This is a genomic window from Actinophytocola sp., from assembly GCF_035634895.1.
In the GTDB taxonomy this organism is placed as follows: Bacteria; Actinomycetota; Actinomycetes; order Mycobacteriales; family Pseudonocardiaceae; genus Actinophytocola.
In genome coordinates, this window is record NZ_DASQCC010000243.1 from 1 (window position 1) to 18,924 (window position 18,924).

36 protein-coding genes are annotated in these 18,924 nt (G+C 69.4%); 24 read left to right on the forward strand and 12 right to left on the reverse strand.

The genetic code is table 11. The features are described from left to right. The coding region (locus tag VET29_RS37675; RefSeq protein ID WP_324929958.1) for a hypothetical protein at nucleotides 1–195 on the reverse strand (195 nt) is incomplete at its 3' end. Nucleotides 196–267: 72 nt separating this feature from the next. Next, nucleotides 268–1,179: a hypothetical protein gene (locus VET29_RS37680; RefSeq protein ID WP_324929961.1), complete on the reverse strand. Its 912-nt coding sequence runs from the start codon at nucleotides 1,177–1,179 to the stop codon at nucleotides 268–270. Nucleotides 1,180–1,361: 182 nt separating this feature from the next. Here VET29_RS37680 and VET29_RS37685 point away from each other — a divergent pair, with 182 nt between their 5' ends. From VET29_RS37685 to VET29_RS37770, 18 genes are all read left to right on the forward strand, one after another. Next, on the forward strand, nucleotides 1,362–1,763 hold the full coding sequence (locus VET29_RS37685; protein WP_324929964.1) for a hypothetical protein: 402 nt from the start codon (nucleotides 1,362–1,364) through the stop codon (nucleotides 1,761–1,763). Next, complete coding sequence (locus VET29_RS37690; protein WP_324929967.1) at nucleotides 1,753–2,019, forward strand: hypothetical protein; 267 nt, start codon at nucleotides 1,753–1,755, stop codon at nucleotides 2,017–2,019. The genes VET29_RS37685 and VET29_RS37690 overlap by 11 nt, the downstream gene beginning before the upstream one ends. Further along, complete coding sequence (locus VET29_RS37695) at nucleotides 2,016–2,252, forward strand: hypothetical protein (protein WP_324929970.1); 237 nt, start codon at nucleotides 2,016–2,018, stop codon at nucleotides 2,250–2,252. Before VET29_RS37690 ends, VET29_RS37695 begins: the two co-directional genes overlap by 4 nt. Nucleotides 2,253–2,503: 251 nt before the next feature. Next, on the forward strand, nucleotides 2,504–2,875 hold the full coding sequence (locus VET29_RS37700; RefSeq protein WP_324929972.1) for a hypothetical protein: 372 nt from the start codon (nucleotides 2,504–2,506) through the stop codon (nucleotides 2,873–2,875). Next, the gene (locus VET29_RS37705) at nucleotides 2,872–3,060 is read left to right on the forward strand and encodes a hypothetical protein (RefSeq protein ID WP_324929974.1); all 189 of its coding nucleotides are present in this window, start codon (nucleotides 2,872–2,874) and stop codon (nucleotides 3,058–3,060) included. Before VET29_RS37700 ends, VET29_RS37705 begins: the two co-directional genes overlap by 4 nt. 95 nt (nucleotides 3,061–3,155) lie before the next feature. After that, a complete protein-coding gene (locus tag VET29_RS37710) occupies nucleotides 3,156–3,449 on the forward strand; it encodes a hypothetical protein (RefSeq protein WP_324929977.1) in 294 nt (97 codons plus the stop codon). An 11-nt stretch (nucleotides 3,450–3,460) separates the two neighbouring features. Then, nucleotides 3,461–4,336 (forward strand): DUF7221 family queuine tRNA-ribosyltransferase-like protein, encoded by an 876-nt coding sequence (locus tag VET29_RS37715; protein WP_324929980.1) that lies wholly within the window; start codon nucleotides 3,461–3,463, stop codon nucleotides 4,334–4,336. Next, nucleotides 4,333–4,833 (forward strand): hypothetical protein, encoded by a 501-nt coding sequence (locus tag VET29_RS37720; RefSeq protein ID WP_324929982.1) that lies wholly within the window; start codon nucleotides 4,333–4,335, stop codon nucleotides 4,831–4,833. The genes VET29_RS37715 and VET29_RS37720 overlap by 4 nt, the downstream gene beginning before the upstream one ends. Then, nucleotides 4,830–5,624, forward strand: coding sequence for a hypothetical protein (locus tag VET29_RS37725; protein WP_324929985.1), 795 nt, complete (start codon nucleotides 4,830–4,832; stop codon nucleotides 5,622–5,624). Before VET29_RS37720 ends, VET29_RS37725 begins: the two co-directional genes overlap by 4 nt. Further along, a complete protein-coding gene (locus VET29_RS37730; RefSeq protein ID WP_324929988.1) occupies nucleotides 5,621–5,797 on the forward strand; it encodes a hypothetical protein in 177 nt (58 codons plus the stop codon). The genes VET29_RS37725 and VET29_RS37730 overlap by 4 nt, the downstream gene beginning before the upstream one ends. Nucleotides 5,798–5,816: 19 nt before the next feature. After that, nucleotides 5,817–6,068 (forward strand): hypothetical protein, encoded by a 252-nt coding sequence (locus tag VET29_RS37735; protein WP_324929991.1) that lies wholly within the window; start codon nucleotides 5,817–5,819, stop codon nucleotides 6,066–6,068. 1 nt (nucleotide 6,069) lies between these two features. Then, on the forward strand, nucleotides 6,070–6,285 hold the full coding sequence (locus VET29_RS37740) for a hypothetical protein (RefSeq protein WP_324929994.1): 216 nt from the start codon (nucleotides 6,070–6,072) through the stop codon (nucleotides 6,283–6,285). Next, on the forward strand, nucleotides 6,282–6,776 hold the full coding sequence (locus VET29_RS37745; protein WP_324929997.1) for a hypothetical protein: 495 nt from the start codon (nucleotides 6,282–6,284) through the stop codon (nucleotides 6,774–6,776). The genes VET29_RS37740 and VET29_RS37745 overlap by 4 nt, the downstream gene beginning before the upstream one ends. Before the next feature lie 326 nt (nucleotides 6,777–7,102). Continuing rightward, nucleotides 7,103–8,770 carry a hypothetical protein gene (locus tag VET29_RS37750; protein ID WP_324930000.1) on the forward strand — a complete coding sequence of 556 codons (1,668 nt, stop codon included), beginning with the start codon at nucleotides 7,103–7,105 and terminating at the stop codon, nucleotides 8,768–8,770. Next, on the forward strand, nucleotides 8,770–9,039 hold the full coding sequence (locus tag VET29_RS37755) for a hypothetical protein (protein ID WP_324930003.1): 270 nt from the start codon (nucleotides 8,770–8,772) through the stop codon (nucleotides 9,037–9,039). Before VET29_RS37750 ends, VET29_RS37755 begins: the two co-directional genes overlap by 1 nt. Next, on the forward strand, nucleotides 9,036–9,458 hold the full coding sequence (locus VET29_RS37760) for a hypothetical protein (RefSeq protein ID WP_324930006.1): 423 nt from the start codon (nucleotides 9,036–9,038) through the stop codon (nucleotides 9,456–9,458). The genes VET29_RS37755 and VET29_RS37760 overlap by 4 nt, the downstream gene beginning before the upstream one ends. Continuing rightward, entirely contained in the window at nucleotides 9,455–9,610 is a 156-nt protein-coding gene (locus VET29_RS37765) for a hypothetical protein (protein ID WP_324930009.1), read from the forward strand. Before VET29_RS37760 ends, VET29_RS37765 begins: the two co-directional genes overlap by 4 nt. Continuing rightward, nucleotides 9,607–10,032, forward strand: coding sequence for a hypothetical protein (locus VET29_RS37770; RefSeq protein ID WP_324930012.1), 426 nt, complete (start codon nucleotides 9,607–9,609; stop codon nucleotides 10,030–10,032). Before VET29_RS37765 ends, VET29_RS37770 begins: the two co-directional genes overlap by 4 nt. A 233-nt stretch (nucleotides 10,033–10,265) precedes the next feature. Here VET29_RS37770 and VET29_RS37775 read toward each other — a convergent pair whose 3' ends face one another. Beyond that, nucleotides 10,266–10,463 carry a DUF397 domain-containing protein gene (locus VET29_RS37775; RefSeq protein ID WP_324930015.1) on the reverse strand — a complete coding sequence of 66 codons (198 nt, stop codon included), beginning with the start codon at nucleotides 10,461–10,463 and terminating at the stop codon, nucleotides 10,266–10,268. Further along, on the reverse strand, nucleotides 10,460–11,341 hold the full coding sequence (locus VET29_RS37780; RefSeq protein ID WP_324930018.1) for a helix-turn-helix transcriptional regulator: 882 nt from the start codon (nucleotides 11,339–11,341) through the stop codon (nucleotides 10,460–10,462). Before VET29_RS37780 ends, VET29_RS37775 begins: the two co-directional genes overlap by 4 nt. Nucleotides 11,342–11,537: 196 nt before the next feature. Here VET29_RS37780 and VET29_RS37785 point away from each other — a divergent pair, with 196 nt between their 5' ends. The 5 genes from VET29_RS37785 to VET29_RS37805 all read left to right on the forward strand — a co-directional run bounded on the left by VET29_RS37785 (nucleotide 11,538) and on the right by VET29_RS37805 (nucleotide 14,408). Then, a complete protein-coding gene (locus VET29_RS37785) occupies nucleotides 11,538–11,717 on the forward strand; it encodes a hypothetical protein (RefSeq protein ID WP_324930021.1) in 180 nt (59 codons plus the stop codon). A gap of 153 nt (nucleotides 11,718–11,870) precedes the next feature. Beyond that, entirely contained in the window at nucleotides 11,871–12,242 is a 372-nt protein-coding gene (locus tag VET29_RS37790; RefSeq protein ID WP_324930024.1) for a hypothetical protein, read from the forward strand. 369 nt (nucleotides 12,243–12,611) lie between these two features. Further along, nucleotides 12,612–12,926: a hypothetical protein gene (locus VET29_RS37795; protein ID WP_324930027.1), complete on the forward strand. Its 315-nt coding sequence runs from the start codon at nucleotides 12,612–12,614 to the stop codon at nucleotides 12,924–12,926. 47 nt (nucleotides 12,927–12,973) lie between these two features. Further along, nucleotides 12,974–13,768 carry a hypothetical protein gene (locus VET29_RS37800; protein ID WP_324930030.1) on the forward strand — a complete coding sequence of 265 codons (795 nt, stop codon included), beginning with the start codon at nucleotides 12,974–12,976 and terminating at the stop codon, nucleotides 13,766–13,768. A 238-nt stretch (nucleotides 13,769–14,006) separates the two neighbouring features. Then, complete coding sequence (locus VET29_RS37805) at nucleotides 14,007–14,408, forward strand: hypothetical protein (RefSeq protein WP_324930033.1); 402 nt, start codon at nucleotides 14,007–14,009, stop codon at nucleotides 14,406–14,408. A 63-nt stretch (nucleotides 14,409–14,471) separates the two neighbouring features. Here VET29_RS37805 and VET29_RS37810 read toward each other — a convergent pair whose 3' ends face one another. The 8 genes from VET29_RS37810 to VET29_RS37845 all read right to left on the reverse strand — a co-directional run bounded on the left by VET29_RS37810 (nucleotide 14,472) and on the right by VET29_RS37845 (nucleotide 17,676). Beyond that, complete coding sequence (locus VET29_RS37810; protein ID WP_324930035.1) at nucleotides 14,472–14,774, reverse strand: hypothetical protein; 303 nt, start codon at nucleotides 14,772–14,774, stop codon at nucleotides 14,472–14,474. Continuing rightward, on the reverse strand, nucleotides 14,771–14,992 hold the full coding sequence (locus VET29_RS37815) for a hypothetical protein (RefSeq protein WP_324930038.1): 222 nt from the start codon (nucleotides 14,990–14,992) through the stop codon (nucleotides 14,771–14,773). Before VET29_RS37815 ends, VET29_RS37810 begins: the two co-directional genes overlap by 4 nt. Further along, complete coding sequence (locus VET29_RS37820) at nucleotides 14,989–15,291, reverse strand: Thoeris anti-defense Tad2 family protein (protein ID WP_324930041.1); 303 nt, start codon at nucleotides 15,289–15,291, stop codon at nucleotides 14,989–14,991. The genes VET29_RS37815 and VET29_RS37820 overlap by 4 nt, the downstream gene beginning before the upstream one ends. Next, nucleotides 15,288–15,788 (reverse strand): hypothetical protein, encoded by a 501-nt coding sequence (locus VET29_RS37825; protein ID WP_324930044.1) that lies wholly within the window; start codon nucleotides 15,786–15,788, stop codon nucleotides 15,288–15,290. The genes VET29_RS37820 and VET29_RS37825 overlap by 4 nt, the downstream gene beginning before the upstream one ends. After that, the gene (locus VET29_RS37830; protein WP_324930047.1) at nucleotides 15,785–16,399 is read right to left on the reverse strand and encodes a hypothetical protein; all 615 of its coding nucleotides are present in this window, start codon (nucleotides 16,397–16,399) and stop codon (nucleotides 15,785–15,787) included. Before VET29_RS37830 ends, VET29_RS37825 begins: the two co-directional genes overlap by 4 nt. Further along, on the reverse strand, nucleotides 16,396–16,686 hold the full coding sequence (locus VET29_RS37835; protein ID WP_324930050.1) for a hypothetical protein: 291 nt from the start codon (nucleotides 16,684–16,686) through the stop codon (nucleotides 16,396–16,398). Before VET29_RS37835 ends, VET29_RS37830 begins: the two co-directional genes overlap by 4 nt. An 88-nt stretch (nucleotides 16,687–16,774) precedes the next feature. Next, nucleotides 16,775–17,428, reverse strand: a complete 654-nt coding sequence (locus VET29_RS37840; RefSeq protein ID WP_324930052.1) for a hypothetical protein — start codon at nucleotides 17,426–17,428, stop codon at nucleotides 16,775–16,777. Continuing rightward, a complete protein-coding gene (locus VET29_RS37845) occupies nucleotides 17,425–17,676 on the reverse strand; it encodes a hypothetical protein (RefSeq protein WP_324930055.1) in 252 nt (83 codons plus the stop codon). The genes VET29_RS37840 and VET29_RS37845 overlap by 4 nt, the downstream gene beginning before the upstream one ends. Nucleotides 17,677–17,917: 241 nt before the next feature. Here VET29_RS37845 and VET29_RS37850 point away from each other — a divergent pair, with 241 nt between their 5' ends. Next, a complete protein-coding gene (locus tag VET29_RS37850) occupies nucleotides 17,918–18,541 on the forward strand; it encodes a hypothetical protein (protein ID WP_324930058.1) in 624 nt (207 codons plus the stop codon). The last annotated feature ends 383 nt before the right edge of the window (nucleotides 18,542–18,924 follow it).

Here is an 18,924-nt window from a genome sequence, read left to right on the forward strand (position 1 = left end):
GTCGCCGGCGTTCGCGGGCAGCACCGGCAGTCGCGAACCGGTGCACTCGACGTCAGGCATGTCCGCGGCCGAGTGCCCGGCGATCACGTTCGCCGAGTCCTCGTGGCGGCTGACGAGGATGGGCAGGTCGTCGCGCTGGCAGACGATGCAGCGGCCGGTCGGGGCGGGGGCCGGGTCGACAGTGGTCGTGGTCATGGCGTGCTCTCTCTCGGGTGGTGCGGATGGAGGGGGCGGGGACGGGCTCGACTGCCCGCCCCCGCGGAGATGTCAGACCAGCTCGGCCTTGGCCGGGCGCAGGCCCTTGACGAACGCGGGGTCGCCGTCGCGGCCGGGCTCCAGGGTGGCGTTGAACCGGATGCGCTTACCGGCCAGCGACTTCGTGAACGCCTGGTACTCGTCGTGGCTGAACTGGGCGGGCCTGATCGAGCGGGGCAGGGACATCCGCACTCGGTAGCCGCCGCACTCGACGGTGATCTTCTCGTCGAGGCCGTACGCGGTGTTGTACTGCTTGTACTCCACGATCTCGCCCTCCAGGCCGGTGCGCTTGCCCAGCGGGGCAGCGACGCGCGGGGTGGAGTTCAGGCGGGTGTCGCGCTCGGCGCGCTCGGCGTCGCGGGCAGCCTTGCTCGCGATGGCCTTGCGCACGGCGGCCACCTGACGGTCCGACAACGGCTTGAGTCGGTCGGCCTGGTCGCGCAGGTCCATGAAGAACCCGGACCAGGACACGTCGCCGTCCAGGTAGTCGAGGACGTCGCGGTGGTCAGCGGCCCAGGCGTCGAACGCGTCCTGCTTGGACTTGCGCGCCTTGGCGGCCTTGGCCTCTCGCTTGGCGTCGAGCTGCGCCATGCGGGCTCGGTACGCCTCGACGGCGCTTTCCAGCATCTCGCCTTCGACCTTCGTGCCGTAGGCGTCGCCGTGGTTCGCGCCGCCGCAGCTGCACGAGCAGGACGGGCCGGTCGCGCCCATGCAGCGGGGGTCGCAGACGTCGTAGGTGATGGTGGCGTGAAGGCGCTCGACGCGGACCGAGTTGCCGCACTCGCGGCAGGTGACCCGTGCGTACCGGAAGCCGGGCTCCTGGACGTCCTCGACCCGCTCGCGGGTGGGGCGTCGGCAGGGCTCGCACACGCCCAGGTAGTAGGCGGTGGGGATCGAGATCAGCGGCATTGCGGTGGTGGTCATCGCGGGTCCTTCGTGGTGTCCGTTCACTCTGTTGTTTCACACACTACAACTTGCGATCGAGTTGCGCCAGCTCTTGCGCCAACTCCGCAAGCTACGTAGTGTCTGAAACAGCCGTTCGGGGATGGCGGCCCGAACCCCATCCCCGAACGGCGACCACCACCCCCCGAGCAGGGAGACCACCTGTGGACATCACCACGTACACGTTGCGCACCATCGCTACCTACCGCGCGACGTCGCGCCAGCTGCGCCGCCTGAGCAGCAAGCCCCGCAGCCAGATGACCTGGATAGAGCGCTTGCGCTACGAGGCGCGGGCCAAGGTCTGCGCCGACGCCTGGCGCGTCCTCGCCTACACCGCGCCGCTCGCCTTGCGGTGGCTGCTGGCCGAAGACGCAACCCTGGTCGCGATCGGCGAGCGCAAGCGCCAGGGCTTGCCGGTCGACGAGCAGCTGGCCGCGCTGCGCGAGATCCGCACCGGCCTCGCCCCGTTCACGCAAACCGCGCCCCTCGACGAGCAGTTCGCCCGCGCGTTCGCTGCCGGGTTCCGGCCCGCCCTGCCGGTCGCGGAGGTCGCACGTGTCGCATGACGTCTACCAGCCCGCCCCTGGCCTGTTCGCGCTCGCCGCCAACCGCGCGGGGATCGTCGTCAACCTCAGCCAGGCCCGCCGCAACGGCCACGCCGAGCTGGTCGGTTACCTCACCGTGGCGCTCGCCACTGCGCGACGCGCCATGGCCGAGTACCGGGGCACCCCGGCGCACCTGATCCACCGCGACGGCTGGGACCTCAGCACCCCCGACGCCCGCGAGCACTTCGTGACCGGTCAAAGGAAGGACCCGAGGTGACCGAGCACTACACCGCCCCGGAGTTCATCGGCATCTCGTGCGACACCCCTCGGTGCGACGAACGTCTGACCACCGAGCCGTTGCCCTTCCACGGCAAGGAGCAGGAGCGGTTCATGATTCGCGCCAACGCGGCAGGGTGGCGGGTTTATGCGGGCCGAACTCGACGCGTTTACTGCCCCGCGCATGAACCGCGTCCAGGTCACAAGATGTGGCTGGTGCCGCCCCGTGTCTGACGTCAACACTGCGCGAGCCATTCACGACTACCGGCGCGAGCGCGAGCGTGCGCAGGCCCGGCAGGCGTTCCTGCCCTTCGGTGACGGGTTCCTCGACGACGACCGGCCGGACTTCCACGGCACGAACGTCGGCTTGCAGCGCCACACCGACGCGGGCGAGGAGTTCTGCCCGCCTGCCGCGAGCTGGTCGACGAACTGCTGGCGCTCGGGCTCGCGCAGCGACTCACCCCCGAACCAGAGGAGAACTGACGGTGTCCGAGATCGGACGGGACATCACCCGCGACATGGTGGCGGCCGGGGTCGACGCGCTGTCCACCTGGCGCATGACGCTCGCTGACCCGCTCGCCGATTACGCCCCGATCGTCGAGCACGTCCTCGCCTGCGCGCTGGCCGGCCGCCGGGTCGTCGACCCGCAGTGGCTGGCGCGCAAGGTCGAGCTGGCGGACCGGATCGTGGCCGCGTCGTCGTCGCAGCTCGACCAGCTGCGCCGCCACCTGGCGACGCTGACGCCCAGCGACGAGCCCGCTCGCACCTTCCCGGAGGACTGCCCGGTCCACGACCCGGACTGCGAGGGCGGGCTCGATCACTCCGACTGCGAACCACCCGTGCAGGCCAGGCAGTGACCGACGAGGACCCGAACCTGCGGGACCAGATCCGCGAAGCCCACCGCCGCGCCGCAGCCGTCGAGCCGACCGAGCTGGTGCGTGGGCTCGCGGATCTTCTCGACTTCCCACCCGAGGACTGGCTCGCGAGCAACCGCACCGCGGATGAGGTCGACGGGCAGGACAGCCGGGCAGGCTCGGCGTAGTTCGTGAGCTGCGTCCCAAGAGACCGCTTGTTTCGGACACTACATCTTGTGTAGGGTGTGAAACGAACACCCGCTACACCACCACAGGGGACACCGTGAACGAGATCCACACCGTCCAGGACGGCAGCGCCACCTACGCCCGCCACGGCTGGAACGCGACGTACGTCTACACCGATGGCGACGAGACGTTCGACACCGGCGCGCGTGACATGGTCGAAGCCCGGCGCATCGTGTTCGAGCGCCACCAGGCCACCCGCCGCGCCGCCCGCGCCGCAGGGGAGGTCGTGCCCACGTACACGGTCACGCCCGGCTCCCGCGCCCGCGCCGGACACCAGCGCCACCGCTACCGCGACGGCGAGATCGTCGTGCCCGACGCGCAGACCGCCTGAGAGGACAGGCCATGACTGTCTACGTGGGACTGCCCTCCCCGTCGATGCTCAACTACATCGACCGGCCTGCCTGCCTGTCCATGCGCCGGTTGATCCGGCTCGGCTCGTTCAACCTGCCAGCCGCCGAACACCCGTGGTTCCTGGACTCCGGCATCACGTGGGTCTTCGACTACCAGCGCACCACCGCCGACGACGAAGACGTCAACCCCTACCCGATCAGCCCGGAGCGCTACGCCGACATGGTGCACCGCTACGACCTGCGGATCGGCCATCTCGCGTGGGCCTCAGTGCAGGACTACCCCGCGGAGGCGCAAGTGGTCGCCGCGACCGGCCTGTCCGAAGTCGAGCACCAACGCCGCTCTGTCGCCTCCTACCTGGAGCTGTCCGCCATCTGGGCTGAACGGGTGAGGCGAGGCCGCAGCCACCGCCCTAACCCGTTCCGGCCTGCCTTGCAGGGCGGCGCTGACGCGGACAGCTACCTGCGGTGCGTGGACATGTACCGCCGCGCCGGAGTAGACCTCACTGTCGGTGTAGTGGGGCTGGGCGGGGTGTGCATGCGCGAGTCCACACGCGAGATCGTGGAAGTCGTCACCGCCATCACCGAAGCGGTGCCGGGCATCCAGCTCCACGGCTACGGCGTCAAGACCGGCGGGCTCGCGCTGTACGGACACCTGCTCGACTCCATCGACTCGCAAGCCTGGAGCAAGGCCGCCCGCATCCGCCACATCAAGAGCCCGCGCTGTACCCAGTTCCATCGCGACTGCCGCAACTGCGCTGTATACGCGCAGGACTGGCACGACGAGATCACCCGCCGCCACCTGGTCGCAACTCCGATCCGTTGCACAGCAACCCAATCTGACGACGTCATCCTGGAGGTGACTGCGTGAACATCCGCGAAGCCAACGCCACCAACGCCCTGATCCGCGCCTACCTCGACGGCAACGTCCACGACCCCGACGCCGCCATGGTCGAGGTGCAGTTCCTCGCCTCGCGCGTGAACAAGGCCCTGCTGACCGGGATCACCCCGGAGGAAGTCGCGCAGCGCTGGCCGAACCGGCTGCGCCCGCAGACCACTTCGACCCTGCGGCCGGCCGAGCCCGCCAACCTCGACGACGACGACGACGAGCTGGAGTGCCCGCGCTGTCACAAGCCGCTCGCGTGGGCGCACCCGCTCCGCGCGTGGATGTGCGGGACGTGCGGCGACGAGTTCCCCTACCGACAGCACCCGCACAGCTTCTGCGGCTCGGACTCCGACCGGCAGTCCGTGGGCCAGCCGGGGCACTGCGAGCTGTGCTGCTCGGTGGGGCACGTGCGCGCTCACTCCGACTACGGGTGCGCCGACGTCGGCTGCAACGCCCACCACGGCCCGGAGGTGACAGCGTGAAGGCCGTTCGCGAGCTGGCCGAGCTGGTGCACGCTGTCCGCGACGAGCACAGCAACGGAGGCGACATCGCGCAGGCCGCCAGCGAACTCGTCGACCTGCTCATGGGCCCGCAGACCAACTGCCCGGTGTCCGCCCCGGACTGCCGCACACCGCGCGACGGCGAGCACGACGCCTGCACGCTGCCCGACATCCGGCTGGAGCGGCTGACCTGCCTGCCCGCCCCGGACGTGGTCGACAGAGAGAACGTCGCTTACTGGGGCGACGTCGACAGCGGCGGGTTCGTCTCAGCCAGCGCGGCCCGCGATGCTGACGACTTCCTGACCGGGGTCGACATGGGATGGCTGTTCGCCACGACCCGGATGGTCGAGCGTCGCGCCGAGCAGGTGGCGCTGATGCTGCTCGCTGCGGCCCGGCACGCCACGCCGCCACGCCAGCCGCGGCGCACGCCGGGCGGGTTCCTGTTCCGGCAGATTCCGCACCCGCTGTGCGGGGAGAGCGAGGAGCGCGAGCGGGCCGGGCTGCCGGGGCACTGCGAGGACTGTTGCGCGGTCGGGCATGTGCTCGCGCACCTCGACCTCGACTGCGACGCGGTGGGTTGCTACAGCGACCACGACGCCGTGCCGGTCGAGCCCGACCCGTCCACGGTGGACTACCGGGTGTGCCGGGTGCCGGTCGGCTACGTCGACCGCACGCCGTGCCGGTCGAGGATCGACGACGTGGGCCGCTGCGTGCACGGTCACTACCCCGCGCCCGAGCACATCCGCTACGTCCTGAAAGCGAGCGCGCAGTGACTCGGCAGCAGCTGCGGCCGGGTTCGTCGGAGTGGCGGCGCAAGTTCGAGCGCGACCGCGCCCGGTTCGACCGGTGGTGGCCTGTGTGGGTCGCGGTGTGCGTGATCGGCGCGGTCGTGGTGCTCGTGCTCGTCGCCACCGGCACGCTGCCGGTGTGGCTGCTTTTCCTCTAGCTGCAACGAAAGGGATCGAGTGAACACGACAACCGACCAGCCGACCGACACCACGCCCGACTTCGTTCTGATCGGCTACGGCCTGGTGTACGCGTCGGTGTGCACGAGCCTGGATGACGAGCAGGCCACCGCGCGGCTGAACATGGAGTGGCCCACAGGGATCTCCTCGAGGTGGACGAAGTCCAGCGACAAGTTCCACGGCGGGTACCCGAACCCGCGGCCGTGCGAGCGGAAGCCGGACACCCACCGGCACATCCTGTTCGTCTGCTGACATGGGCGTGATCGTGCAGTTGTCCTGCGACCGGCAGATCCCGTACGGGGTCTGCCCGGCGCAGTCCTGGCACGCGGGCGGCGTCGAGGCCGCGGTGACGCGGGCCCGCGAGCTGGGCTGGTACTACCGGCCTGCTCGCAACGGCGAGCCTGAGCACGCCTTGTGCCCCGAGCACGCAGGTAGTGTGCGGGATGGACGGTCGAAGGGGACGCGATGAGTGACGTTGTGGCCGCGATCGACGCAGCGATCGGTTGCCAGCACTGCGAAGCACCGCTGGGCGAGTCGCCGTCTAGCGACTTCTGCTGCGAGGAGTGCCAATCAGCGTGGCACGCCGCGCACGTGCACCCGCTTCCCAGCGGTGAGCTGGTGGTGCTGCGCGGGTTCTCGCTGGAGATCATCCGGTTTGAGAACGGCCCGGCGCACGGCGACTACATCGCGGTGGGCGCGCCGCGGGACGCGCGAGCGGAAGTCCCGGCGCATCTCAGCCGGTTCGCGGTCGACCCAGTGCAGGGTGCCGGGTGGGCGGTGTACCTGCTCGTCACGCGTGAGGACGGCCGCCGGGTCTACCTGTTCAACCATACGACGCACATCCTGCCGGTGTCCGAGGGGCTGCGGGCTGCGCTCGATGGGTTGCGTGAGGCTGCTTCCCTTGCGGTGCAAGGGATCTCTGCGTTGGCGGCTGCGGCTTCTCCTCCGGATGGGGCATAGCCCGGCCGTCTGCGGCGAGTTACCCTCGTTGCGGGCCCCGTCTCCCAGTGACCCCCAGGCTGGTTGAGACGGGGCCTTTCTCGTGCCCTGCGGCCGGCCGGGTCATCCCCCTTGTGGGTGAGTTCTGGGAAGTTCTCGCGGGCGCTCTCTGTGCACTGTCGCGTGTGCTCTGACCTGCACATCCACGCTTAGTCCACGTTTCGTCCACGGCCGTCTGCTATGCGCTACTGCTCCGTTCGTGTTGCGATATCTGTCGAGAACTGGCGCAAGTCCATCGCAAGTTGTAGTGTTTGAAACAACAGCCCGATGTTGAAAGGACACGCACCGTGACCACCACCACGGCCCGCAAGACCATCGCCCGTAACCACACCCGCCGCATCGCCACTGTCCGCGCTGCCATCAAGCGCGCCACGGTCTCGACGCTGGACAACGGGTTCTCGGGCGTCGAGGTCGCCGACCCGCAGGCTGTCATCACCGAGTGGCAGGGCCACGCGTTCTCGCGTCTCACCGAGGACGTGCCCGGTGAGAAGTGGACCGTGCACGTGCACGACAACCGCTGGTACACCCTGTACGCCGCCCCGGCCGAGCAGCCCGCCGCCCCGGCCGCCGAGGTCGTCGAGCGCCAGCCCGCCAGCGACGACGACATCCTGGAGCACGTCGCCGGGTACCTGTCCATCGTCGCCTGCGACACCCTTACCGGCGCACTGCCCGCCGACGTCGACCACGTCATGTACCTCGACACCCCCGACGCCGACGCCGCCGACGAACTGCTGGCCGCCGGGCTCGTCGAGCTAGTCGACGGCCGCCACATGCTGACCCGCCTTGGCCAGCGCCTGCACGCCGAGCTGGTCGACCCGTCGTGGGCCGCCTGGACGTACGCCGACGAGCAGCCCGCCCCGGCCGCAGCCGAGGTCGTCGAGATCGCCCCGGCCGAGCCGGTCAACCCGCACGCTGACGGGCTCGCGCGCCTCCCGCTGACCGGACGCGTCCCGGTCAACGCCCGAGGCATCCCGACCATCACCGACCCAGACCTGATCCTCGTGCGCTTCGACGACGAGAAGCCCGACGACTTCGGCCGCCGCCAGTTCATGGCCTACTGGCTGGACAACAACGTCGGCCCGCGCTGCGACGAGATCGGCACGCGCGGGCAGGTGTTCCACTCCGAGATCGCCAAGTGGCTCGACCGGGAGACCCGCCGGGGCAAGACCGTCGCCGACCTCGAGACCGGCGCGATCCTCGCTGCGCCCACGCCCGACCCCGACCCCGAGCCCCGGCAGCAGCCGCAGCTACAGCACCAGGCCGCCGACATCAGCCGCCCGGCCAGTGACACCGACCCGGCGGAGATCGCCCGCACACTGACCCCGACCATGTGCGACGTCATGAGCGACATCGACGCGGCAGGTTACGTAGTGGGCCGCCGCGACACCCTCCGCGCGCTCGGCCGTCGAGGACTGTGCGGGCATCCGCGCTACGACTTCGCCGAAGTCACAGACCTCGGCCGCGCCGTGAACGCCGTGCTCAAGCAGCCCTCGCCGATGCGTCAGCAGCCGCAGCAGCAGACCGCGGACGAGCAGCCCCAGCAGATCATCGTGCGCCAGCCCGAGGAGCCCCCGCACGTCCGGGTGCCATGCCCGGCCTGCGGCGAGACCACCGACACCGCACGCCAGCAGGACGGCTCCCTAACGTTCGTGTGCCACCGCAACCCCCACCGGCACCCGCAGTGGTGCAACGCGGGCGGCAAGCCGGTCGACGTCGTCACCGCGCCGACCCCGCACGAGCAGTACCAGCTGGCCTACGGCTACGCGCTCGCCGTGCTGCACCTGTCCGGCACCCAGGGTGTCCGCTACGGGATCGACACCGAGGCCGACGTGCAGTCGTTCGCCGCCGCGTACGAGGCGTTCTACGTCGCCAACCCGTACAGCACCCAGGAAGTGTCTAGCGCGTTCGGGGAGTGGCGCACCACCGGCAACATCATCGATCTCGACGTGGCCTGATGAACGAGCCACACGGGACGCCCGTCCGGTCGGCGGTCTCCTACGCGGAGCCCCGGCCGGACGGCCTGCCCGCCCCCGACCCGACCCGCGTCGAGCCGTACACGTGCATCCCGCGCGCCGTGCTCGCCAAGGACTACGCCGCGACCGCTGAGCGGGCCGCACGCGACCGCAACCAGCTCACGGCAGGGACCGTCGTCGGGCTGCTCCACAACGCCGCTCTGCGGGCCACAGAGCCAAAGATCCCCCACCAGGAAAGGAAAAGCGCGTGACCGTGCCACCCGTGCGCCAGCTCGCGCACCGCGCCGCGAGCGTCGCCGTCGAACTCGCCGCGCTCGACGACACCTTGCCGCGGCTCGAACAGCTCACCGTGTCCCACAGCGACCGCGTCACCGGCTGGGTCGAGACCAGCTACACCCTGCGCGCGGTGCTCGGCGTCGCCGTGTGGGCTGAGCGGTTCGGGCGCGCGTTCGTCCTCGCGTCCGGTGCGTCTGCGCTGCGCGAGGCGTACGCCACCGTCCCGCTCTCCGGCGAGTTCGACTTGCAGGTGTTCGCCCCGCTGCCGCTCGACCTCTACCGGCAGGTGTGCCAGCTGCTCGACGCGCCGGTGCACGGGCCTGCGGTGCGCGAGTTCCCCGCCGGCCACGTGGTCGACGCGCTCGGGCACCTCCCGCGGGCGGTGGTCGCGTGATCGCGCTGGTCGTGGCCCTGGTCGCAGTCGTGGCGTTCGTGGCCGGGCTGGTCGTGGGGGCCTGGCGGTACGGGCAGCAGGTAGCCGATCGGTTGATGCAACGCGAGTACGCCCGCCCGCGAACCACCCAGCACGAGGAGAACGACAGGTGAGAGCGATGCAGCGGAACCGGTGGGCGTCGATCGCGGCGCGCATGCTCGTCGCTGACGCGCTCGGCGACCAGGAATGCGTCGACCAGCTGCTGGTCGAGCTGATCGACGAGAACGCAGCCCGGCCGTACGTGCTGGTCTCGGCGGCGCGGGTGTGGTGTGCGATGGCGGTGCAGGCCGGGCAGGTGTTCACCGGCGGCCACGACCAGGTGAAGTTCGAGCCGTTCACCCCGGATGGCAGCGACCCCGGCAGTGAGGCTCGCTGGGCGGGCGCGCTCGTCACTGCGCACGCTCGCGGGGACGATTTGACGTTCGAAGCGCTGTGGGCCGACTTGGACGACACGCGGAGTATGCACGTGCATCTGCTTGCGCTGCTCGATCTCGCCGGTTCCCTAGTGGCACAAGGCATGTGCGTTCAGAGCTGACGGTCACTCCGAGTGTCGGCACTCGGCAGGGACTGGCATACTTGCCTCGCGTGTCCAGGAGATCCACTCTCCTGTTTCGCGGGTGTAGATGCTGAGCAGCTTCGTGGTGGGAGCGCCAGCGCCGGGTGGGCGGTCCCAGGCTTCGGCCGGTCGACCGCCCACCTACACGAACAGAACAGCGAACGGCCCCCGGCGCAGTCCTCGCGCCGGGGGCCGTTTTCGTTGGGGTCGGCTCAGACTAGGTCAGCGTTGCCCTCCTTGACGTACCCCATGAACGTTGCCCACGCGGGCCGGGGCACCGGCACATCACCGTAGGTCCGGTTCATCGTGGTCCGCACCGATTGCAGGTCGCGGCGCACCTCCACGCACGAGCTGTTCGTGCCGCTGAAGCTCGACTTCCTGTAGTCGGACTCGTCGGATACCGTCGTCATCGGATCGTCTCCTCGATCTGCTCTGCTTCGCGGGCGATGAGCGTGAGCGTGTCGGCCTTGCTCATCGCTTCGCGGAGCACCTTCTGGACCGCCGCTTGGTACGGGGCCACATCTTCCGGCTGGTCGAAGAACAGGCCGGTGTCGCGGATCTCGATGTGCACCACCGGTGTGCGGTCGTCGAACTCGTCCAGGACAAAGGCCGTCTCCAGGCCGGGGTGCCAGTCGAGCCCCTTCGGCACGACTCGCAGTTCTACGTTCGGCTTCTTGCCGATCGTGAGCAGGTGACGCAGCTGGCGGGCCATGACCTCGGGGCCGCCGATGCGTTCCTCCAGTGCGGCCTGGTGGATCACCGCGAGGATCTTCGCGGGCTTGTCCGGCCGCGAGATCGCGTGTTGCCGGCCGATCCGTACCGCCACACGCGTGTCGATCTGGTGGTCGGGTACCTCGGCGCGGACCATGATCGCTCGCGCGTACTCCTCGGTCTGCAACAGGCCGGGGATCAGGAACTGCGCCACGTCGATGATGCGTGTGGCGGTCTGCTCGAACCGCAGCATGGTCGACAGCTGGCGTTGCTGCTCGGGCAGCGACAGCGCGACCCACGGCGAACTCTCGGTGCCGCGCGCCAGGCCCATCAGTGTCTCGCGGGTCCGCTCGGAGATGGTGAGTCCGCGGCCGACGTAGTAGTCCAGCAGGCGGGTGACTACTTCCGGGCTGGCGAGCCGGCGCCCGTTTTCGTAGCGAGACAGTGCGCCAGGCGACAGGTTCAGCGCGAGCGCGACCTCGCGGACCGTCGGCGAACCTGGGGTGTCCTTTCGGGCCTTGCGCAGGCCCTCACCCAGGTTGACGCCGCGCCCTGTTGGGCTGCTGCTGGCAGGCATGACCGAGAGGCTACACGCCACCGTGCGTAATAAATGGCTCCCACGGCCGTGCCCTTGCGTGATCTGTTGCCACGTGTTTCCATAGGGTGGCAACAGCCGGCAACACGGTCGCAGGACACGTCGCTAGAAGGACGGGAACAAGCATATGTCGGGCGCGCTGGAAGCTGATAGCCGCATCCGGTGGCGCGTCATGTGCATGACACCGCTCGGTGTGCCCGCCGAGATCGGCATCGGCATCGAGGGCAACCGAGTGGTGACGATCGTTCCCGCGCCTGGCGACGGGATGTACTACACCGCCGAGCAGTCCGCGAGGGCAAGGGCCGCCTACGAGGCGGCTGAGCAGATCATCGCGGCCTGCGAGGAGCCATCGGCATGAGTTCCGTCGAGACCTCCCACCACGAACACCCTGCGGGCGGGGACGCGAAAGTGCCCCCACGCTCCTCGCCCGTGGGGCTCCAGCATCACACCCGCCCCCACGAGAACCCGCGACGCTCCCACCACAGCAGCGCCAGCGGTGAAGGCAGCTCTGATGATCACTCCAGGACAGGCAGTCCAGACATATCCGCAGCTCGCACGGCTGTTCGAGATGCGCTCCACCCCGCCCGCATGGCATTTCACCCAGACGCTCGGCCCGGACGGCGAGGTGCACGCCGTGGTCGGCGTCCGGGTCTGGTCTGATGGCTATGCGGACTCGATGGGCATACTCGGCCAAGAGGACGTGCAAGCCCTTCGGGTGAACCCGAACGGCGAGAAGGTGTGGAAGTCCACCGACACGCTCGCCGTGGTGCTCGACGAGCTTGCCGCCCTGCCGGCCCCCGGCCAGCAGAACGCACCGCACCTGGCCATCGCGGGCAGCGTGCACGAGTTGCACCACCTGCGCGGCTTGCCCCGCGCGCAGTAAGGCGGCGGACGATGACCGACAGCGCCGTTCTCCTGCTCGTCGTCGCCGCGCTCTGGCTGCTCGCGCAGGCCTGCGACATCGCCGCGTACCTGCCGAGCAGATACCCCATCACCTGATCCCCTGGCCGGGGGTTGCCCCAGCAGGTCACGAGAGCCAGAAGCTAGCGGCTTCTCGTGAGTACCCCGGCCAGGGCCGGTCACCGCAGCCGCACTCCCCACGGCTCTGGTGGCCGCTCCCGCCGCCGACTGCTCTCCTTCTCGGACCGTCCTCGACGCGGTTCACGCTCACCCCAGCGAGCGCACGAGGTAGGAGGGCGGTCGGCGGCCCTTTGTCTGCTGTGCCAACCCTCCGACCAGGGCAGGAGCTGCCATGTGCAACGACCCGACCATCCACACGCGAACGATTGTCACCTGCAACCAGCGCACCGAATTCGCGTTCGAGGCCACCCCGAACGCGCTCCAGCTCATCATCGGGCGTGGCGGGCAGGGTGACGGTCGTGGCGGGTCCAGCGTCCACCTGTACTTCTACGACGGGCTGATCGTGGTGCCTCGCCTGCGGGACGTGCTCGACATCGCCCAGCAGGCTATAGAAGGCATCGCCCAGCACCCCAGCCAGTCCCAGATGGTGCAGTGGTCTCAGTCGCGGCCCCACCCCGAGCCCCGACGACACCGCCGCGAGGAGTAGCCGCCCCAGCGAGCAGCCGTGGTGTCGACAGCGAAGGACTGGCGAGGGTGTCTGTTCCAGACAAGCACGAGGAAGCCGAGACGGTAGCGGCAATCGCGCAGGCCTTGACCGCGAGCGAGACTGCCGAGAAGTTGGAGCAGGCCCGCGCCGAGCTGACCAAGCTCCGGCGGGCCCTGTCCAAGAAGGTCGGCGTCGAGGACGAATTGGCCCACGTGAAGGTGACACTGTCCGAGGAGAGGCAGCGCGCGGACCTCAACGAGAAGCGAGCCGTCGAGGCGGAGACCAGAGTCGGCAAGCTGCGCAAGGCCCTCGTTGTCGCCAAGACCACTCACAACAGTGAGATCGAGTCGTTGCGAGCCGACTATACGAAAGCGCTGCGGGAGGCACGGCAGGACGCGCGGGCCACGGTCGTGGCCGCCGAGGAGAAGCACGCCCAGTACGTCCAGCGGCTGATCCGTGAGCACGCCGAGCTGAGGCATCGGGTTTCCGAGCGCCCACACGAGCCGCCCGGGCCTGCGCTGGCTGACAAGCCGCCTCCTGCCCTGCCACACCAGCCGGAACCCAAGCCTGTCAAGAGGTGGCAGGACTTGGCCCGCGAACTCAAGCCGGCCGAGGACGCCGACCCGTTCCACCTGCGGGTCTACAACATGATGACCCCGCTCCAGCAGGCCGCGATGGCCGGGCTGGCGTGCGGAAAATCCGTGGCAGCGGTAGCGAACTGGCAGCAAGTCCACGTGCACACGATGGACCGCCACCTGATGACCATGTGCCGCTGGATGCGGGTGGACGGGGAAGGCGGGCTAGCCAAGGCGGCCAGAGACTTGTTCGGGATCAAGCCCTGAACCTGTTGTGCATCACCGAAAACGATGGAGATCATGGGCGAGACCCCTCGCGATCGGGAGGTCAACTTCGTGGCGCTCGCGGCCGAGTCGGGCATTTCTGCACGGCACACAATCCGGACGGAGTGCAGGTGATCGCGTCCGACCCCGGCTGCTTGGGCGGGCAGGTTCACAGTAGAGGGGGATGTCTGTTAGGGCTGGTAGTCAGGGGTGGAAGGCGGGCGCCCTGCAGAAACGAAACATGATCAGGTTCGACGTCATGAAGCACCCGGTCGACTGTCACCTTGCAGACCTCGCACGACACGACGCCCTGGGGGTAGTCACGTTGACGACCGACGAAGGCCAGTCCTACGACTTACGGCAGCTGCGTCAAGGGATGCTCGCCGAGATCGACATGATCCAGATGTGGCTGTCCACACTGGGGCACAACTACAGTGCCGCGGCTGTGGACACTCGACATGTGCTCGAAGTGGCCGGCGACCTGAATGGAATGTTCGACTCGCTGGCTTCGGTGTGGCAGCAGGTGGGGAAGCACATGCGCGGCAAGGTGCCCCGCAAGCTTGTCGATCAGGCCGTGGCCCACTACGAGCAGGGGAACCCTGCGGGCCGGGAACGCGGTGACGATCCGGCAGCAGGGACCTGACGGACGTCATCGCACGACGAGAACGGTCCCGTCCGGATGACATCGGCGGGACCGTTCCCCGCGTCAGGGGGCGAGCATGTCCCCGGCGGCGCACCCGACACAGGTCACGGTGGTGATCTTGTCCCGGCCATGCTCGATCACTTCCGTGTCCATGTACACCTCCCCGACCTCGAACACGTGCCCGCAGCCGCGCCCGCACCGCGCCCCGTTGTCTACGTCGGCCTGATCGATGGGCCACAACCCCGTCACGCTGGGGCAGTCCTCGGTGTGGCGTTGGTTCTCCGGCTCCGGCCAGCAGTCGGCCTTGCAGTAGAAGCACCACCGGTACCGCTCGTCCGTGGGGTCGAAGAACGGGATCGCGGTCACGTGGTGCCTGCCCGCGCCCGCAAGGCGTCCCCCATCAGCATGGACACCAGGTCCACTACGCGGTCTGTGTACCCGTCAGGCATCGCGCAGGGGTGGACGGCGACGCGGGCCAGCTCGACGTCGCCGATCTGCGCAGTCACCAGCACCTCGTCGCTGTCCAGCGGGTCCGGATGCAGAGTCACCGTCAGCAGGTCTGGCTCCGGGTAGGACTCGGTCACGGCACCACCATCCAGTCCTCGACGAGCAGGTCGGCCTGGCGCGGTGTCCACACCTGCACCCGCAGGCCCTGCACGATGTCGATGTGCGGGGCGTACTCGACCGCGCGGCCGACCAGCTCCGGCACCGCTTCCCCGAGCGGGCGACCGGCGGTGACGGTGATGGTGGATCCGGGCACCAGCACGAGCACCGGCGCGCCACCGGGGTCCGCCTGATAGGCCCGTGCCCAGTCCCGCACCCGCGCGTCCCGGCTCACCCGCAGGCCGCGGGTGAGCGCGTCGAGCGCACCGGCGAAGTTCACCGCGCTTCCTGGCAGCAGCGCCGCACCGACACGGCCTCGGCGACGTCGACCGGCGCAGCGGCTGCGTAGTCGACCGGGCCACGCTGCACCGCGAGATCCGGCATCGGGTACAGGCACAGGCACTGCCCCTCGGGGCACTTGCAGTACGCCATGTCCTGCGACACGTGCATAGTGCCGGTCTCGTCGTCCACGAGCCGGTAGGTGCGGCCCCGGTCGATGGAGATCGCGCGGGGGTTACGCCGGTTCTGCCACATCGGCACCCCCGAGCGCTCGGACTGGTCTTCCCACTCGTCGGGGTCAGTGGTGAGCGGCGCCAGGTGCTCGAAGTTGAGCAGCCGCACCAGCTGCGCGACCGCGGCCTCTGCCGACCCGCCCGAGTGTCCGTACGAGGAGAACGCCGCGACGGTGGCAGTCACCGCCGCGGCATACGCCGGGTCTTCGTCGATCTGCCCGGACAGCGCGAGTTCGCGGCGCGCGTGGTCGACGAGCGTGGTCACGATCCGACCGTCCCGCAGTCGCCGCCGCTGCCCGTGTCGGCCGGACTCGAGGCCGCCGGGCCGGACCCGCAGTCATAGTCGGCAGTCACTGCCGGGGCCGGGTCGTCGAGAATCGCCCTGGAGTTGCCGAACGCGATCACGTCCCCGCCCACGGTGCGGATCTCGTAGGACTCGTCGTCGTCCCGGCGCGACCGCGCACCACGGACGGCGTCCTCACGCGCGGCGAGACCGGCCAGGCCCGCGCCGCCGGTCAGGTTCCCGCCGGCGTACCCGCTGTCGCCCTGCTCGGTCTTGGGCACGATCTTCGAGTTCGGCGGCAGCACGACCAGCGCCCGCAGCTCGTTGTCACGCGGGTCCGACAGTGGCGTCACCTTCGGCTCGGCCGAGCGGTGGATACCGAACGCGGTCAGCGCCGTGGTGACTGCGGAGACCACGCCGGGGATGACCCCGAGCAGGCCGATGACGGCGTCGCCCTGCGCGGCCGAGAGCACGCCCCAGCCGACGAGCGCGATCACGAGCGAGCCCGCGACCCCCAGCCACTTCGTGAGCTTGTCGGCGGCGTCCTTGATCGGGCGCGGCCGGTCGTCGATGTTGATGTCGGTCAGCCTCATGACTGGGCCCTTTTCCTTGTGAACTCTGCGAACTCCCAGCCGTCGACCTCGGTCGGCTCGACGCGGAAGCAGTAGCCGTGGCGCATCGCCACGAGGTCGGCTTGCACCACGTCAGCGGTGCGGATCGTCTCGACGTGGTGCGCGGGTTTGAACTCGGCCAGCCGCAGGTCGAGCGCGCCCATGTGCCAGCCCGAGACGTAGGACTGGTCGTCGTGCGGACCGCCTTTGCTGGCGACGGTGACGAACCGCATCACCAGCCCGTAACTGGCGGTCGCGTCGGTAGTCACGCGGCGCGTCCCTCGCGGCGGCACCGTGCGAGATCCAGCGCGGTGTTCTGGTGATGGGAGATGTTCAGTCCGATCGTGACGGCCATGGTCAGCGGCCCATCGCGTAGCCGTCGAGCCCGCCGCCCGGCACGGACTCGGGCGGGGGCAAGGCGGTGCAGGTGTAGGTGGGTGCGGTGTCGGGGCCGCCGTCGCGCGTGCAGGACTGCGTGCGGCCGTCACCGTCGACCCAGGACCACCCGGCCGGGGGCGGCCCGGCCGGTCCTGGCGGGCCGGGGATCGCGGGGTCGTTCGGGTCGGGGTCGTCGATCTCCGGGTCTTGGGTCTCCGGGTCCTGGATCTCGGGGTCCTGGACTTCGCTGTCGGGCAGTTCGCTGTCTTGCAGCTCGGGGTCCTGCACTTCCGGGTCCTGACGCTCGGGGTCGTCGGGGTCCAGGTCGTCCGGGTCGGCGTCGTCGGGGTCGGGATTGTCGACCGGCGGCGGGTCGACGCGCGGGGTACCGCCGAGGTCGCGGACCTGGTCGCCGAGCACGCGCGCCGCGTCCCCGTAGGTGTCCACCTGGTCCTGGAGGGTGGCGATGCGCCACACCACCCAGGAGCCGCCGCCGACCAGGCACACGAGCAGCACCGCGACAGCCACGGCCACGAGGGTGCGGCGGCGTTCGCGGGCTGGCTCGGGGTCGACCTGGGCGACCGCGCGGCGGGCGGCGGTCTCGGCGATCTCGCGGACGTGGTCACCAGTCATGGCGTGCCGCCGTTCTCGTCGGGCGCGGGAGGCTGGAGGGTGCCGCGGATGGTGTTGACCTCGTCCGGGGTGATCTGTCCATCGGCGAGCGCTTCGACGATCGCGGCGGCGGCGTTGTCCGCGGCTGCTTTGGCTGCCCGCTCGGGTTTGCGGTCTGAGCGGAGGATCGCCCAGACGAGCACGCCAGCCGAGGTGAGTGCGCCCAGGAGTGCCGCGATGGCGGTAATGAGGTCAGCGAGGTCACTCACCTACACCCCCGGTCGGGGCTGGTGCGTGGGTGATCGACATGGCGGCTCCCGTTCGCTTCTCGCACAACACCTTAATCGATTCAGATGCTGAGGAAGCTCACTACGACCGCGTCATGCCGACCAATCCCGCAGCACGTCCCCTTGTCGCAATCACCCAAACGGGCCAACGCCAGGCGAAACACCCAGCCCATGCGGGCCGATGCACACCGGGAATCTGACTGACCGATTAGGACTGGGGATCGTGACCAACACCCTCGCGCGTCTTGCGCTCGCCGCATGCACCCTGCTCGCCCTCGCCGCCTGCGGCTCGAACACCGACACCGGCCACGACGGGGACAACGCACCCGAGCTACCCGCCGCCGACACCAGCAGCAGCGTCGCCGACACCGCGCCGGCCAAGCAGACCACCAACGAACGCGGGTTCATCGTCAAGCAGCTCGGGGAGATGGCCTGCTTCGGCGGCGCGGGAAAGGACTGCGACGGCGGCGTGTCCTTCGCCATCGACAGTGTGGACGTGGACCCGCAGTGCCCGATGCTCGCCCCGTCCAACGGCGCCCACGCCATCGTGCTGCACCTGCGCATCGCCACCGGCGCGGACGCCAAAATGGCCGACCGCATCAGCGGGGTGATCAACCCATTCAGCTTCGTGGAGATCGGCAAGGACGGCATCACCCGCGACGCCCAGTTCGGTACCTGCTCGGACTCCAGCGCGGGCCTGCCGGACACCTTCGGCCCCAACCAGCAGTACCAGGGCGTCATGGACCTAGAGGTACCGGAAGCCTCCGGCACGATCGCGCTCCAGCTCGGCGCGGCCGAGGAGGACGGGCAGCGCGGCTGGGAATGGGCCTACCCGGCCGGTCAGTAGCTGGCTAGAGAAGCAGCGAGGCCCCGCATCGGCATCCGGTGCCGGACCTCGCGTCTTGCGCCCTGCCACCTGCCCTGGTCAGCCCTGGTCAACGCATCGCTTATCAGGACCTATACCTATGACCCTAACTATGCCCCTAACAGGGACCCCTGTGATTCTGCAGCATTTTTTTAACTGCGACCCCACCTTCTCGACACCGAGTTCGGACAACGTCAATCCGAGAGCGGTAAGGAGGCCCGTTGTGATCATGAAGCCCATCTGAGCAGGAGTGGGATCCTGCGAAAATCCGCCAGCAACCGCTGTCATGGCACTTGCGGACAGCACGACAATCGCCGCTCCCGCATACCCAGTCCGCCGTGCCACGACATCATGATGCCACTGAA

Excerpts from the sequence above, each read along its gene's own strand:
- VET29_RS37775 (WP_324930015.1), bottom strand. The coding sequence starts at position 10,463 with ATGACGACGGTATCCGACGAGTCCGACTACAGGAAGTCGAGCTTCAGC.
- VET29_RS37715 (WP_324929980.1), top strand. The coding sequence starts at position 3,461 with ATGACTGTCTACGTGGGACTGCCCTCCCCGTCGATGCTCAACTACATC.
- VET29_RS37740 (WP_324929994.1), top strand. The coding sequence starts at position 6,070 with ATGGGCGTGATCGTGCAGTTGTCCTGCGACCGGCAGATCCCGTACGGG.
- VET29_RS37795 (WP_324930027.1), top strand. The coding sequence starts at position 12,612 with ATGTGCAACGACCCGACCATCCACACGCGAACGATTGTCACCTGCAAC.
- VET29_RS37780 (WP_324930018.1), bottom strand. The coding sequence starts at position 11,341 with ATGCCTGCCAGCAGCAGCCCAACAGGGCGCGGCGTCAACCTGGGTGAG.
- VET29_RS37840 (WP_324930052.1), bottom strand. The coding sequence starts at position 17,428 with ATGACTGGTGACCACGTCCGCGAGATCGCCGAGACCGCCGCCCGCCGC.
- VET29_RS37790 (WP_324930024.1), top strand. The coding sequence starts at position 11,871 with ATGATCACTCCAGGACAGGCAGTCCAGACATATCCGCAGCTCGCACGG.
- VET29_RS37680 (WP_324929961.1), bottom strand. The coding sequence starts at position 1,179 with ATGACCACCACCGCAATGCCGCTGATCTCGATCCCCACCGCCTACTAC.
- VET29_RS37745 (WP_324929997.1), top strand. The coding sequence starts at position 6,282 with ATGAGTGACGTTGTGGCCGCGATCGACGCAGCGATCGGTTGCCAGCAC.
- VET29_RS37785 (WP_324930021.1), top strand. The coding sequence starts at position 11,538 with ATGACACCGCTCGGTGTGCCCGCCGAGATCGGCATCGGCATCGAGGGC.
- VET29_RS37805 (WP_324930033.1), top strand. The coding sequence starts at position 14,007 with ATGATCAGGTTCGACGTCATGAAGCACCCGGTCGACTGTCACCTTGCA.
- VET29_RS37830 (WP_324930047.1), bottom strand. The coding sequence starts at position 16,399 with ATGAGGCTGACCGACATCAACATCGACGACCGGCCGCGCCCGATCAAG.
- VET29_RS37755 (WP_324930003.1), top strand. The coding sequence starts at position 8,770 with ATGAACGAGCCACACGGGACGCCCGTCCGGTCGGCGGTCTCCTACGCG.